Origin of the sequence: Paenibacillus camelliae, from assembly GCF_023715345.1 — a bacterium.
Lineage (GTDB): Bacteria > Bacillota > Bacilli > Paenibacillales > Paenibacillaceae > Pristimantibacillus > Pristimantibacillus camelliae.
This window is the reverse complement of sequence record NZ_JAMBNY010000008.1, coordinates 158,990-173,955: the sequence shown is the minus strand read 5'-3', so window position 1 is coordinate 173,955 and position 14,966 is coordinate 158,990. Positions and strand designations below refer to the sequence as shown.

The 14,966-nt window shown below is 43.1% G+C and carries 12 protein-coding genes; 2 read left to right on the top strand and 10 right to left on the bottom strand.

The window, feature by feature from the left end; translation table 11 throughout:
• Positions 1–54: 54 nt before the first annotated feature.
• From M3180_RS14390 to M3180_RS14355, 8 genes are all read right to left on the bottom strand, one after another.
• Entirely contained in the window at positions 55–1,638 is a 1,584-nt protein-coding gene (locus M3180_RS14390) for a hypothetical protein (RefSeq protein WP_251668671.1), read from the bottom strand.
• A gap of 18 nt (positions 1,639–1,656) precedes the next feature.
• Positions 1,657–2,397, bottom strand: a complete 741-nt coding sequence (locus M3180_RS14385; protein WP_251668668.1) for a hypothetical protein — start codon at positions 2,395–2,397, stop codon at positions 1,657–1,659.
• A gap of 12 nt (positions 2,398–2,409) precedes the next feature.
• Positions 2,410–6,348, bottom strand: a complete 3,939-nt coding sequence (locus tag M3180_RS14380) for a vWA domain-containing protein (protein ID WP_251668667.1) — start codon at positions 6,346–6,348, stop codon at positions 2,410–2,412.
• Positions 6,345–8,021 carry a hypothetical protein gene (locus M3180_RS14375; protein ID WP_251668665.1) on the bottom strand — a complete coding sequence of 559 codons (1,677 nt, stop codon included), beginning with the start codon at positions 8,019–8,021 and terminating at the stop codon, positions 6,345–6,347. Before M3180_RS14375 ends, M3180_RS14380 begins: the two co-directional genes overlap by 4 nt.
• A gap of 86 nt (positions 8,022–8,107) precedes the next feature.
• Entirely contained in the window at positions 8,108–8,527 is a 420-nt protein-coding gene (locus M3180_RS14370; RefSeq protein WP_251668663.1) for a hypothetical protein, read from the bottom strand.
• 20 nt (positions 8,528–8,547) lie between these two features.
• Positions 8,548–9,069 (bottom strand): zinc ribbon domain-containing protein, encoded by a 522-nt coding sequence (locus tag M3180_RS14365; protein ID WP_251668662.1) that lies wholly within the window; start codon positions 9,067–9,069, stop codon positions 8,548–8,550.
• Positions 9,070–9,287: 218 nt separating this feature from the next.
• On the bottom strand, positions 9,288–9,848 hold the full coding sequence (locus tag M3180_RS14360) for an LOG family protein (protein ID WP_251668660.1): 561 nt from the start codon (positions 9,846–9,848) through the stop codon (positions 9,288–9,290).
• A gap of 124 nt (positions 9,849–9,972) precedes the next feature.
• On the bottom strand, positions 9,973–10,236 hold the full coding sequence (locus tag M3180_RS14355; RefSeq protein WP_251668659.1) for a YfhJ family protein: 264 nt from the start codon (positions 10,234–10,236) through the stop codon (positions 9,973–9,975).
• 209 nt (positions 10,237–10,445) lie between these two features.
• Between M3180_RS14355 and M3180_RS14350 the strand changes: the two genes are divergently transcribed.
• Together M3180_RS14350 and M3180_RS14345 are read left to right on the top strand one after the other, a co-directional pair.
• Complete coding sequence (locus M3180_RS14350; RefSeq protein WP_251668658.1) at positions 10,446–10,877, top strand: DUF1878 family protein; 432 nt, start codon at positions 10,446–10,448, stop codon at positions 10,875–10,877.
• Between the two features lie 80 nt (positions 10,878–10,957).
• Positions 10,958–12,412: a SpoVR family protein gene (locus M3180_RS14345; RefSeq protein WP_251668657.1), complete on the top strand. Its 1,455-nt coding sequence runs from the start codon at positions 10,958–10,960 to the stop codon at positions 12,410–12,412.
• A 207-nt stretch (positions 12,413–12,619) separates the two neighbouring features.
• Here M3180_RS14345 and M3180_RS14340 read toward each other — a convergent pair whose 3' ends face one another.
• Both M3180_RS14340 and M3180_RS14335 read right to left on the bottom strand, forming a co-directional pair.
• Positions 12,620–13,663 (bottom strand): hypothetical protein, encoded by a 1,044-nt coding sequence (locus tag M3180_RS14340; protein ID WP_251668656.1) that lies wholly within the window; start codon positions 13,661–13,663, stop codon positions 12,620–12,622.
• A gap of 143 nt (positions 13,664–13,806) precedes the next feature.
• Positions 13,807–14,850, bottom strand: a complete 1,044-nt coding sequence (locus M3180_RS14335; RefSeq protein ID WP_251668655.1) for a copper amine oxidase N-terminal domain-containing protein — start codon at positions 14,848–14,850, stop codon at positions 13,807–13,809.
• Positions 14,851–14,966 lie beyond the last annotated feature (116 nt).

Below are 14,966 nucleotides of genomic sequence, written 5' to 3'. Positions count from 1 at the left end.
ATAGGATGAACTCCTTGTTGCATAACTGCTTTTCTTGTGACACTGTTGGCTAGCTTATTTATGATAAGATTGCCGCAGCTTATAAATAACGACAACTGCTGCTGTTATTAGTAATAAATTAATAATTACAAACCATATCCATAGCTTTGAGCCGGAATCGGCTTCCTTCCAATGAAAGTACGTTTCATTGCCATGCGCATCACGTACTGTGATCGTAAGTTCTTCTCCAACGTCATCAATGACGAAGTAGCCTGACTCGTCTGGTTCAAGCTGCTGACCATTAGCAATGACAATGCTATCCGTATCGGTAAAGCCGCTTGCTTTATTGCCTTCGAGCTTAGCATGTGTCGATTGCGGCTGAATCATCGTCAGCGTAGGCGGCGTGCGGTCAACGAGATAACGCTTGCTGTAGGAGATTGCATCTCCCGCTGGATCGCTCAGCAGCAGCTCAACTATATGGTCACCTTCGCTAATCGGAACGGTAATCGTTTCTTCTATCACTCCATCCCCCGCAGGCACAAGCTGTTGCTCATAGAGCAGTCCATCCGCACTATCGACTAGCTGCACTAACGTTTCACTAGCTAATGTCAGCTGCACTTGAATATGTGTTGAATGGATCTTTTCATCCTCAGGGATCCAAACTACCGTATCCTTCGACCAGTCTCTTGGCTTAAGGGTAAAGGATGGGATGTCAATAAGGGAGCTCGCCATTCCATCATCATAAGTAAGCTGCAGCTTCCCCGTGTAGGTGCCTTCCTCAAGCGAGATACTCCAAGCATAACGCTTCACTTCACCACTCTCATCTGCTTCAAGCTGCTCAAGCTGCTGGAACATTAGCTCTAGGGCCACTTCTTCACCGCTGTCTGAAGTAAGCCACGCATAGCCTCCGCTGAAAGGCAGCGAAGCAGGAACTTCGAACAGGATACTGGCGGCGCTGCCTTCAGGAATAACCCGCAATAACTTGAACGGTGCAGCACTATAACCCCTTTGCAGCTTAACCGTTACTTCAGGATCAATTTGCTGGCCTTCGCTTGTTTTATTATCAGCGATGATGGAGAGCTTATATTGTCCATCCTCGATCGTAGCAGGCAGCGTAAGCTCTGCCTGTCCTGCGGCCAATGCCTCTTCGCCAACGAGCATCGCTGCTCCTCCAGCTCGTGATTGAAGGTAAAAACGTATACGATCGGTTTGCTCAACATCTCCATTCACGTCCCATTTTAAGGAAAGCGATGATGATGCTTGTACAACGACCTCCGTATTGAGAGGTGAGCGCCACGTTGTATTCGGCCTGCGCAGCTCTTCCTTCAAGCTAATGCTATAGCTTTGATTCGCTCCCTCGATATGCAGCTTATACGTGCCTTGTGCGGCGGAATTAATAAGCCAGCGACGCTCTCCTTCCTCCATCTCAATATACATATACTTGTTTCCATCATAGTTATTATGCTCAATTTTCGTTCCGTCTGGCAGCTCTAGATCTGCTTCGAACGCTTTATTCGCATCCCCGACGACGACTATCTGAACATTATACTGCTCTTGGCTAATCGTTATCTGCTCTGTAATGGACAATGGAGCAGCCGTTGCAGCTTGAACGGTGAAGAGCAGTGAGCATACAACCGCTATTAATAATATTTTTCGCAATGTATTGATCCTTCTCCCCTACTCCCTGTTATTCGCGATCCATTGACGAACATATGGCTCAGCCGATGCATCATACACGGCAGCAGTTTTTTTTGTTTGTTGCTGAATGTTCTGAAGCAATTCTACAAACTGACCTTGTCGCAGCCAGCTTTTTGGCATTTGGATAATGGCGCGCTTCAGTGGTCTATCCTTATTCAATATAAGTGTTAAACGGTCGTTATAGCACGTCAGCACCTGCTCTTGATGGGCTGTGTATTTCGCATTATAGGCTGCGATCATCTGCTCTCTCCGTGAAGGATATTCTCTGCCACCAATATAGAGACGCAGCTCCCTCGTAATATCGACATGAACGGATTGGATATCCTCCCATCTGAAGAAGGGTAATTGTGCTGCCTCCTCTTGATTGAACGTATTAATCCAGATTCCTTGCTCATTCGTCATCACCCATGGAATGTCATCCGTTGGCTGTGGAATGCGTACACTTTTGGAGGATATGATCGCGGAACGAATGAAGATAATGATTCCGACAAGCACTCCGACTCCAATCGCTGAATCCTTCAACCAAGCAAGCTGTTGCTTTTGCTCAGGCAGCAGTGCTGTGAGCAGAACGTACAAGCCAAATAGCACAAGCCATATCATTGGAGCGACAATACAGCCAACATAAGGCATATTGCGGTATCCCTTGGAGGAGCCGCTCACAGATGAAAACATCCTTGCAAACTCCCATTCGTACGCTTCACATACAAAGCTTTTCTTCATCCTGCTCCTCCTTTAACGATACACTTTAACATCTGCTCCAAAATGAATATGAGGTTCAAATTTCCATGCTTTTGCATACAGGTAAACATACGATTGAGAAAAGCGGCTCGTATTGACGAAGATAATCAGGTCACCTTCCGCTCCCATAACGTCTAGATTACCTCGAACGGTTATCGTTAAGTCCTTGTTATACTTGGAATCTCTCCATAGCAGTCTTGTATTCCCATCTAAATTAATGAGATCAATCGCTGTAGCCGCTTGAATCTCATGCTTATCGATATAGCTTGTAACCTTCCCAAGCTCAAATCCGATAAGCTGCCATCCAATCGCGCCGTTTGCAGCCCAATTTGTTGTACCGATTTTTTCTAGTCCAATCTCACCATTTACACATAAGACGCATGCCGAGTCATCAATTTCGATACCTGGAATTTTATTGACCCATGTAATGACCTTTTGCGCCGGACCATCGATTGCTGTCCCTATCTCGAGCCCAAGCAACCCGCCAAAGCCTTCTCTTCCATCAATGCCCACCTTCAGCATTCTTGCGGTCAGCCCTGTTGTTCCGAGGTTGACTCCTTTATTGCTTCCGATTAGCACCTCTGCTGCTTTTGGCATTAAGCTTTTCTGCCAGCCAAGTCCTATACCGTAACGATTAATAGGCAGGTTAGTAGAATTAAAGGAAAAGGCTTTATAGCTTATATTGAGATCGGCCGCCTCCAGGCCAAGATCGAACTTCGCTGGTCCATGCTCGTAAGCAGCCTTAAGCTGAACGCCTCCCGTTTCAATAATATTAGAGAAATTAAGCTCTGCACCGATCTCCCCGCGAACGATGATGTTGTCTTTTTCGTAGCCCATCTCGAGCGTTGCGTCCGTTGGCAGGAATTTCACCATACGCTTCCATTTATCAAGCAACGGATTATTCAATGCTAGCACATTTGAAAATCCAGCAATTCCGCCCTTCGCTGACAAGGTTCCATCATCACTACCATACTTTGCAGTATAGGTGAACTTTGGCACTAGTCGTACTTCAAGTCCAAATTTACCGAGTGCAAACTTATCCATCACATCGAAGTATGCATTGCTGCGCACAACATCGAACGTTTTCTGATCGTTATTAACGGTCATCGTTATATGATCCGGAAAATGCCGCTCCTCCCAGTTATCCAACGACGCTGTAGCTTTTGACAGCAAGCCTAGCTTTGTATGATCTACTTGGACAAGTAAACCGTTAAATGTAAGCTCCTTACCACCCTTCAGCGTCATACTCCCTCTCGTGTCGTACATAAAGCGATCGACGGATGTATTGCCTTTAAGCACAGAGACTCCATCAGAATCCTCGATAAAATCACCGTAGACTCTAGCATCTCCAAACTCACGGTACTTTTGTTCGCTAGAGTTGGAGGCAGACAGCTGGTAGCTGACCTCCTGCTGATCCTTCGTAATTAACTTCAGCTCATGAAGACCGATGGCAATATTGTTGCTAACTTCGGTCGTTATATGATCATCACTAGATTTTTTAATATCTAGCTCCTTGCCATCAAGCAGCGCCTTGGTCACATGATCAAAGCCAAAACCATTAATCTGAAGCTGTGTCACGCCTAGCTTAGATACTGTAATTCGATTCGGCATCGTATCGAAAATGCCCACCTCAACACCGTTATCTTCCTCCAGCTCACCAAACGTTGGCACTGCTCCATCCTCACCAATCGTGTAGGTTTTAGTTGTCGAGCGCTGATCAGGTCCAATCGCTCGAACACGGTGCAAGCCCTTCTCCATCGGCTGAAGTGTATAGGTGATCTTGTATGAATGCTCAAGTGAAGCTTTAATATCCTCAAAGCTTCCCAGTAAAGCATCCAGTCCCGTAGCCGCAATGTATTTGCCTCCAGTCGCTTCAGCAACATCTCGAAGTGTCTCGTAGCCAGATGCAAAGCCTATCGCGAAGATCGTAATCCCTGCTGCATTGGCACGGTTAATGATCGCTGCTCGATTTTCAGGACGAGAAAAATGATCATCCTCTCCATCGGACAGCATAAATAATATTCGTTCGCCTGGCTGACTCTCCATAACCGACAAGCCCTGATCAAATGCACCTGAAATATTCGTTCCGCCATTACCATCAAGCACATCAATCATGTGCTTAACGTCACCTAATTGATTGCTCAGCGGCGCAAGTAGCTCTGCACCATCATCAAAGGCGAGCAAACCAACGCGTTCGTTGTGTTTCATCGATTGAATGAAATTATGAAGGGCTAGCTTAGCTCCTTCGATTCGCTCACCGCCCATTGAGCCGCTGCGATCAACAAGCAGAAGCAGGTTACGCTCGTAGCTTACGGATTGTCCAATCTTCTCTAATTGAAAGTCGGTAATTTCTGTCGCATTATCGAACAGCTGGATCGACTCCGCCGTTAGCTCCTTCATATTGCCGGCTGTCACATATAGGTCAACCTCTCCAGATTCGTCAGCTTGAATGGATGCAATACGAAGATAGGATTTATTCAAGGCGATTAACTCATTACTTACATATACAGCAAAGCTTTTCTCTGTATCGCTTGGCTGAAGTTCCTGCACTCGCTTACCGTCTAATGACTGAAAGCTTGTGTATAGCTGATTCGTTAATTCATTGCGAAGCTGAAAATCCTCAGTCGACATTTGCTCAGGCTCAGGCAGACTTTGCAGTGATTGAACATAATATTGCTGGGGAACTGTAAGCTGAGCTGGATCTAATGTTAGCTCCTCAATTTGCTGTGAGGCTTCCTCCAATTGCTGTACCTGATAATAATAGGAGGCTAACAGAAATTTTACCTGCGGAATATCCTTATGCTCGTGAGCACGCAGCAATGAAAAGGCTAGCTGCGGATGAATATCGACCTCGGCTTGTATATAAGCCAGCTGGTCATCGACGATTTTCATGGACTCCTCATCGCTTGGGTTAACCTGAGCAGCCCATGCTTCTAATAGCTGCTTCTCATCCTTTTGCTGCTGCAGCTTGGCATCAGCATAGAAAGGAATAACAGACAACTCCTCCTCGCTTAGGCTTACCTTGTTATTCAGCAGCAGCTCGCTGAACATAATCGCTGGCTCCTCTGCGTCTGGAAATTGCTCAATCAGCTGAATAAGCAATTGTTCTGCTATAGCTGTATCGTTCATATATAACGCTGTTTTGGCAAGCTCCATAGCAAGCTCAGCTTGCTCCTTGCTTTGAATGTCCTGCTCCAGCATTTGCTCCGTCAAACGCTCATAGAGAGCTTCAGCCTCATTTAAGGCAGCTGCTTCCATCTGTCCATTCGGAATCCCAACGTGAACTAAATAATCTAATCGTTGATGATCCAGCTTAGCATAGCTTTGAAGCATTAGCTCATCTTCAGCACTTAGCTTGCTTGCTACATGCTGATGTATTTGCTTGACAGCATTTTCTGCAATCGCTGCATAAGTTTCAACTGTAACACTGGACGTTTGTTCATCGCTTGCTGATTCAGCGCCACTAAGCCCTATCGCTTCAGCTAGCTCGTTTCTATCATCTTTACTTAGATAAAGCTCACTCGATGGCTCACTCAGCACCTCATGAAGCACATGTCTCCCCTTCTCAGGCTGACCGGCTTGCAGATATGCTAGGCCTAGCAATAGCTTGCTATTGTCAGACGGCGCTTCATTCCAAAGCTCAATCGCGCCAGAGAGCTGTAACTCGGCCGGCTCATGCTGCTGTACATATAATTGCTTGTACACCTTAGTAAGCTGAGATTGCTCCTGTAGCTCGGCTACCTTATCATTCCTTAGCAAATCAAAAGAAAACAAGCCAATAATCACAAGCAGTACAATGGTAAATGAAGCAAGTCCAGACAGCTTTACAGCTGGCCGATACAGCTTAATTGCGATAACTACCGATAGCAAACAGCACACTAATACGATGTAAGTAATAACTATGCCTAGAAGCATAGGGTTTCCGGTAATCAAGACTTATCCCCCCTTCTAGCCAACCAACGCTGAATAATATAGGAAGCAATCAAATATATAGCTGTAATGATCCCTACAGAAAGCAGCGATTGCGTAAAACGAAACCCAATCAATGCCTCATCCATATTGCTCGCTGTGAGGGATACATTGGCATATGCAGATAAAGCAGCAACACCGATAATGATGATGAGTACGGTGCATCCGTAGCTCCATAGCTTATTCATCTGGATTCGGCTCAATGCATATAAAAAAGCAAGCAAAAATGCAGCATGAAACCAATGTAGCCTTAAGTCCTGCTCAATCGTCTTAAGCGATGCTCGATCCGCATCATCTGCTGACGCACCTGTAACAAGGTTGAGCTGCATTGGCCGATCCATACTTAGCAGATTGGCTGCCGCATATCCATCGACATGCCAGGTCGCTCCTAATGAATATATAAATTGCTGCATCAGCACATTCGGAATGATCCCGTACATCGATGCATCGTCCTTATATGCGTCCCATACTGCGCCCATTGTCGTCATATGGGTGCTATGAAGCTGACTAGGCTTCGTTGTTGACCAGCTCAGCGTCATTAAAGCAATAATAACGATAAAAAATATAAGCATTGTACGAGCGAATGCTGCGAGGCTTTTAAGCCATTGCGATAGATCCAATTTTTGCGGGACGCTCCAGCGTCCAACGCCAACAATGGAAGCTACAAAGCTCAACAACAGCGCTAGCACAAAAACCTTCCACAGCTCGGCATTGAGCTCAAAGTTATAAATACTGTTACCGTATAAAAGCTCTACCTTGGGCGATAACAGCCATAGCGTCATTCCCATAATAAGCGCATAGCACAAGCTGCATAGGATAACCCAGCATAGCTTCCACAGCTGGTTCAATCGCTTAGCAACGATCGAATATATGAATCTGCTTGCTAATGCAATCAATACAAATGCACAAGCAGCGCTTAATAGCAACGTCATTTGAAAGCTGAACATTAATGGTTCATTCATATCATTGCCAGTGCTTATACCGTACTGACCTTTAATTTCTGCGCCATGCATCAGCATAAGCTGCAGCCAAGCGCCTGGCTTAACGGAATGTATAAAATAAGCCGCTTGTTCAGGAGGAATTTCGATCACATGACTTAGAAGATGATATTGTACATCCTCTTGAAATTCACCCTGCTTTGCAGCCCAGTCTAGCCCAAAGGCTAATCCAATGACTACGATGGCTGCCATGATCCCAGCGATGGCGCTGCTTAATATCATGGCTTTCTGTGGGCTTGTCTGTTGATCGCTTGCTTGGCTCTGTTCCTCTACTTGATCAGCCTCTGCTTGCGTTTTCTCTTGCTCAGCTTGATCTGCTTGAGCTATAACTACAGCAGGGGCATCATCCTCAATATGCTCTACTTCTACTTGTTCCGCTTCTACTAATGAATCTTCTTGCTCGCTGTCTACCTGCTCGACCTGTTCTAGCGGTACTTCATGCTCGGCTTGCCCCGCTTCTACCGGCTGTTCTACTTGCAAAGCATCATTATGTATCGGTACTGCTAAGTCTTCTTCCAAAGCAGAGCTACCATCACTCGGTTGAATCCTCGGTTCCTGCTCTAGTTCTTGCTGAAGTGGAGCACCGCAATGTCTACAAAACTTTCCTTTTCCTTCGTTACCACAAGCTCCGCATCTCATGTATTCTATGTCCTCCGATACTTTTCTAAAGCACAAGTAAAAAGTGTCCTCCATAAGAAGACACTTTTACTAGATTCATTGTTCAATTATCTGTTTTCATCAACATATGGTGAAGCAGAGTAACGGAACACCCCGTAGCCTAGCAGTGCATAAACGGCTGTCGAGATAATCGTCGATAATGAAATACTTGTAAAAGGAAACATGATGTAAAATGCATAGCCCCATAACGCATAGGGCAAGTATCTTACATTCTTAGAAGCTAGCGTTAGCCATGCCCCTAGCAAAAAGGCGTGATAGCCTAGTGAATTTAATGGAATCGTATAAAAGATTACATTCATCGCACGATAAGCCTGATAAGGAAGAATGGTATAAAGCAGCTCACGAATAAATACAATACCAAGACCACCGAATAAGAGCTTTAGCTCTAATGAATGAAGCAATGGATACCACTTAAATGATTGATACCATTTATTCAATTCTTTCAAAACATTAGAAAACTGCTGCATTCTGATCCTCCTTGATATTATTATTGACCTTCTACTGCTGTTCCACAGTTCTCACAGAAACGATCATCTGCTTGAAGCGTAGCCTGACAATTAGAGCAGCTTTTAACAGAAATGCGTTCTGTAGTTGCAGCTGCTTCATGTGGAGCCTCGATTGCTACTGGCTCATTCGCTTGAACCACCACTTCGCTTGGTTCCTCAAATCTATGACCGCAAGAAGAACAGAATTTAGCATCAAGCGGCAATACTTGCCCGCAAACACAATCCTTTTCGTCCTTAAGTGTTCGAATTTTAATTTCTAGTTGTTCGATTTCCTGCTTTAATGTAATAATCGTTGCGCTATTCGCTTTAATGAGCTCTTCTGCAGCTGATTCTGCATTGGAGGTGTAAGCTTCAAAGACAGCTTCGCCAATTTGAAGATACATTTTCTCAATTTCTTTTCGTTTTGCAGCAACTTGTGAGTTAAGTCTCACGACTTCGACAGAATCCTTTGCTTTGTCCGCAGCCTTCGACGCGCTTTCCTTTAATTTGTCAAAAAATCCCATATTTTCCTCCTATAAAGGTGTATTTACTACTATCATACGATAAATTTCCCATTTCGTCTTTAGCTTTTCGAAAAAAGACGATGACTGTATATCGCTTTATACTTAAAATAAATAAGCTAAGCCTCTAAGAAGCTTAGCTGTTAGTACATCATATGTAGGGATACTACATTGTATTAATATCGATCCGATGTATTACAGAATCGATATTTAAGTAGGAATTAGTACGTACGAACCGCAACAGGCTTAAAATTCTCTATAAACTGCTCTAACTCTTGAAGCGAATCAGTGAATAGCATCATCGATTTATCCGCTTCACTCAAAAATCCATTATCCGCCATGTCATCAAACAGTTCTTTTAGCTTATTGTAATAACCATTCACATTAAATAGTATACAAGGATTTTTATGTTGACCTATTCTCGCCCAAGAGATAACTTCTGAAATTTCTTCTAGTGTACCTGGTCCACCTGGAAGTGCAACATAACATTCACCAAGTTCAATCATTCTATTTTTTCGTTGAGACATCGAATCTACTATTTCTAACTGAGTTAGATTTGGGTGACTTAGTTCGCGTTCCACTAAAAAAGTAGGAATAATACCAATAGCTTCACCATTGTGCTTCAATACTTCGTCAGCCACAATTCCCATAAGACCCGCTTTACCACCACCATACACTAGCTTGTGATTGTTGTTAGCTATCCAATTCCCGATCAATCGTGCTGCATCAGCGTAAGCGGGATTGTTACCTACGCTTGCGCCACAATATACTGTAATATTCAAACTGTTCTCTCCTTTCTGCTATATTAATCTTATCATAATGAGATTAGATCTATTGGTTATTAATATAATGAAAATAAAAAAACAGCTATTAAGCTGTTTTTTTATAATACTCCAACCTATTCATTTACTGTGGCTCAGGGTCACTTAGCAAATCAGCGTACTTTGAATTTTTCGCAATGAATAGATGCAGCTTATCTCCGTAGCTTATAATCAATTGTCGCACAAGATTCTCAGTATAATCTGCACCTTGAAACTTATAGCCCGCTTTGGCGGAGGTTGCTTCATAATCACTCCATAATAGTTCTACCCATAGCATGGCCTTCTCCTCAGGTAGATTCGGATTTTTATCCATTAATAGTTCTGTTAGTCGCTTTATATTGTCCAGCATAATGTAATAGTCTCCCTTAGCTTACGCTCAAGTTTATCTTCTTTCATAAAGTATCATCATACTAGACTTTTTCTAAAATTCAAAGCGTTGTTTATGAGATTTGAATACTGTCAGAAATTTCAATAGAATTAGCATATACACGAATGCAATTACACTTATCGTTGCTACAAACGATCAGTATTGATTTAATATACCAATGAGGTGAGAAGTTGAACGTTGAAAAAGAAATCGAGCAATTAAAATATCAGATTAAGCTGCTAAAATTTATGGTGAATGCAGATGATTTTCCTTTCTATATGTATGCATTGGATCATAATTTTTCGGAGAATCAAGTTAATGCTTTGATGAAGGTTCTACTCGCAATGAATTATCGATTGAACCAAAATGCTGACGAGAGCCTACGCGAATATCATGAATTTAACAAAAACGACGATCAGCTTAAATCTCTATTACATAGGTTTGGCATCGAAATCCATGAGATCTACAAAGATGAGCTCCCTAGCATTACAGAGTTTAAGCATTACATACATCGTATATTTGCTCACAATGACATTAATGCGAAGCACTTGCTATTGAGTTTACAGAGTCAGCACTATGGAAAGCTGTGTGAGTACCTGCTTCATCAGCTAGAAGATAAGTAACTCTCGCCTCCCCCATCTCATATCTCACCTTATCCACTCATACATTAAGAGTAGTACAGTTCGGATAAGGAGGCTTCGCTATGACATCAGACGATATCAAGCAGCTGGAACGAGCAATTGCGGAAATTACAGAGGTTGCGCAAGGCTTTGGGTTGGATTTTTACGATATGCGCTATGAGATTTGCCCTGCGGATATCATTTATACATTCGGTGCCTATGGTATGCCGACGCGGTTTAGTCATTGGAGCTTCGGGAAGTCCTTCCACAAGATGAAGATGCAATACGATTTTGGCTTAAGTAAGATTTACGAGCTTGTTATCAATTCTAACCCGTGCTATGCCTTCTTGCTTGAGGGCAACTCCTTGATTCAAAATAAGCTAATTGTCGCCCATGTACTCGCACACTGTGACTTTTTCAAAAACAACGTTCGCTTTAGCTTAACGAATCGTGATATGGTCGAAAGCATGTCGGCTACTGCAGATCGCATTCATCAATACGAGCTCATACATGGAACCGATACGGTAGAGAAGTTTATTGATGCCATTCTAGCTATCCAGGAGCATGTTGATCCTACCGTTATTAAGCCGTATCAATTGGATAAGAAACGGTATATTGAAATGGCGATGAGAGAAAATGAGCGCGCGCCACAGAAGAGCGAAACGCCTTCTCCCTATGAGGAGCTGTGGTCTCTTGATGAAGAGACAAAGCAAGCGGAGCGAGCAAAGCGAGAAGCTGCGCTGCAGGATGCCAAGCGCTTCCCACCTCGCCCCGAGAAGGATCTAGTCTGGTTTATTGAAGAATACTCCCCAATTCTAGAGGATTGGCAGCGTGACATCCTTACGATGCTGCGTGACGAGATGCTTTACTTCTGGCCACAGATCGAGACGAAGATCATGAACGAAGGCTGGGCTTCCTATTGGCATCAGCGCATTATTCGTGAGATGAATCTGACCAGCGAGGAGACGATTGAGTTCGCCAAGCTGAACAGCTCGGTCGTTGTCCCTTCACGCCACAGCTTAAACCCATACTACTTAGGCTTAAAAATTTTTGAAGACATCGAAAAGCGATGGGATAATCCAACGGAGGAAGAGCAGCGACGCTTTGGTCGCAAGCCTGGCAAGGGCCGAGAGAAAATTTTCGAGGTACGTGAGCTCGATTCTGACCAATCCTTCCTGCGCAACTACTTAACGAAGCAGCTCGTTGATGAGCTCGATCTATATGTTTTCGAGAAAAAAGGGCCAGAGTGGAAAATAACCGATAAATCGTGGGAAAACATTCGTGACCAGCTTGTTTACTCGAAGGTTAATGGCGGCTTCCCAACACTTCAAGTAGTCGATGGAGACTTCCTAGGCAATGGTGAGCTATATATCCAGCATCAATTTGAAGGCGATGAGCTCGATCTCAAATACGTGGAGCGTACACTGCCGCATGTGCAGAGCCTCTGGGGAAGAAGCGTGCATCTGCAAACCGTTGTAGAGGGTAAGAAGATTCTATTCACCTCCAATGGAACGAAGACGACGCGGAAGTTTTTGTAGTTGAATCATATCTTGGCTAATTACCTGAATTCAAACCACGTGGCGCACAACATACAGAATGATCATCGTATATAAATATATAAATGCCCGCAGCGTTGAATATGTTAACGCTGCGGGCATTTTACTTAGTACCTATGTAACTTATCGCTTTACTCTCTACTATTTACGTCATCCTACTTAAAACACTTGATTTTACCTAGCGTTTAGTTATTCCTCACCATTGCGAAGCCGCTCAAAGTACTGGTAATCATCATAATCTTCATAGGAGTCAGCTTCAAAGGCCTTTCTTTTATTATCATATTCCCAGCGAGCCATGCTCTCCTGATGCATTCTTTCTTTCATCTCATCCGTTGGCTCATAGAATATCGGCGCTTGGTCTTGCTGGATGTGGTCTGACTCATCACTATCCTTGTCATCCTCGTAATATGAATCATGGTCAAGATAATCATACCCATGCAAAAATTGCACATCCACTTGTCTATGGCCGAAGTAATCTTGTGGAACCATAAAAGTGGAATGGTATTCCTTAACGACTTCTTTCACTTTATCTATAGGCATGTTCGTAAAATAAACATCGTCATATGTATCATAATATACTTCTGACTTCACGCTTATTGCATCGTACTGTTTTCGATACTCACTATTATTCGCATAGTACCAAGCCTGAATTTTTTCACTCTCCACACAATCCCAGCGTGTAAAAAGCTCTAATAATTCATCGGTTACATCATCCGGCTCATTTGTCTCTTCTTCCAATTGACGCAACCCTGCATAGGCTTTCACATTTGTTTTCTCCTTTAAGAAGGACAACAATGGTAGCCTTTCCTGTTCTATAATGATGCCATGAAAACCATTATGATATTTTTCATCTGTACTTAGGTATACCCCTTCATGATCCATATACCATTCTAGCTCATCGAATGCTTGAATAAATAGTGCTTTGCGCTGGCCAGGTGCCATATTTCTGTCTGGATGAATGGTAGAGGACAGATAGAAGTCCTTCTGATTAAGATATACTTCCTCATGTATACCGTCTTTGTAATCGTAAGCGGTTGTCACTAGACTAATGTTTCCCCCATTGGAATAATCTCTCCAATATTGCGGCTTAATACGAGCATTATAAATATTAGACCTTATATAATTCGTTTTCTTGATTCGAGCTGCAAGGATAAAGTCTCCGCCTTGATATGCTTGTTGAAGCTTCGATTCGACTTCAGAGCTTGTAAGTAAATTCGCTAGATCAATCCACATGCTGAACTCATCTCCATATTAATCATAGGTTGCTTTAATTGTAAGATTACCACAATTGAAAAAATGTTGGTATAACATCGAATAAAATAAAAAACAGACGTCAGCTCTCTCTGCCAACGTCTGTTCCCTACTTACATATTATATTAGCTTCCTAGATAAACAATTTTCCATGCGTGACCGATTGGAGGCAAGCTTTTAGTAAGCATTGGCCCATAGTATGCTAGCACCTTAGCATCTTTTGTCAATTGGTCTGAATCAATCACATTACCTTCTACATCTACAATTGTCGTCTCACTGTCTATACGAAGCACGACTTGTTCTGGAGAAACATCACTCATCCCCATGCCCTTGACTACAATGCTCAAATTGCCTTCATCATCCTGGCGAACCTCTTCGATCGCGCCAGATGTACCAAGCATATTCGCATCGTCAGCAGCTTCCACGATTGTAATTTCGTAAGCATAGGTTTGACCTGGCAAGCTCATCGTCATCGCTAAGCTATGCTTGACTTCAATGCTCATGCCTAAGGACAGCGCACTAAAGTCTACTTGCTCACCTGCACGATTACGAATAATCGTTTCCTCATCAATGTTTAGAATCGTGCCTTCTACACCTGTTCCATTAATCTGGATGGATTTATATTTCTCATCATCGTTAACGCTCGTTATAACTCCTTGTGCCGTTACCATCTTTACATCCTCATTTTGAAAAGAAACATTCACTTGATTTCCCTCAGTAACGACTTGACTTCGCATAATCTCTGAGAAAAATGTAGCTGGAACATATAGCTTTCCTGCTATTTTAGTAGGCTTAGCGCCCAACTGCACGTTCATTTTATTATATGCATATTGATCCACATCAGTCGTAACCATTGTCCATATCGGTGAGTTAGCCAAGGACACTTCTGCTGACTGCTTATCTTGATGCCATGTCACATTGAATCCTAACGCTTCGGATATCTCACGTAACGGAACCATAATATGCTTGTCCTTATTCATAAACCCTGCTGTAGCAATGTTTTGATCATTAGCAATTACACGGAATGAATGTTCTGAAGCCTCAGTGCTGATGACCTGTGCTGATGTCACGACTGCTTGTGTACCTGATTCAGCGTAAACGGCTCCCCCTGATAAAATCATTGATGCTGCAATGATGGATACGGCTTGTTTCTTAAGCTGTTGTTTCATATGTATGCCTCCTGTTATGTCTAACTTCACTGTTACTTACGACATAACAGTTAAAATTGTTGCAGCTACAATCAATAATTTTAAGTTGAATACTTACAAAACACTCTACAGTTACA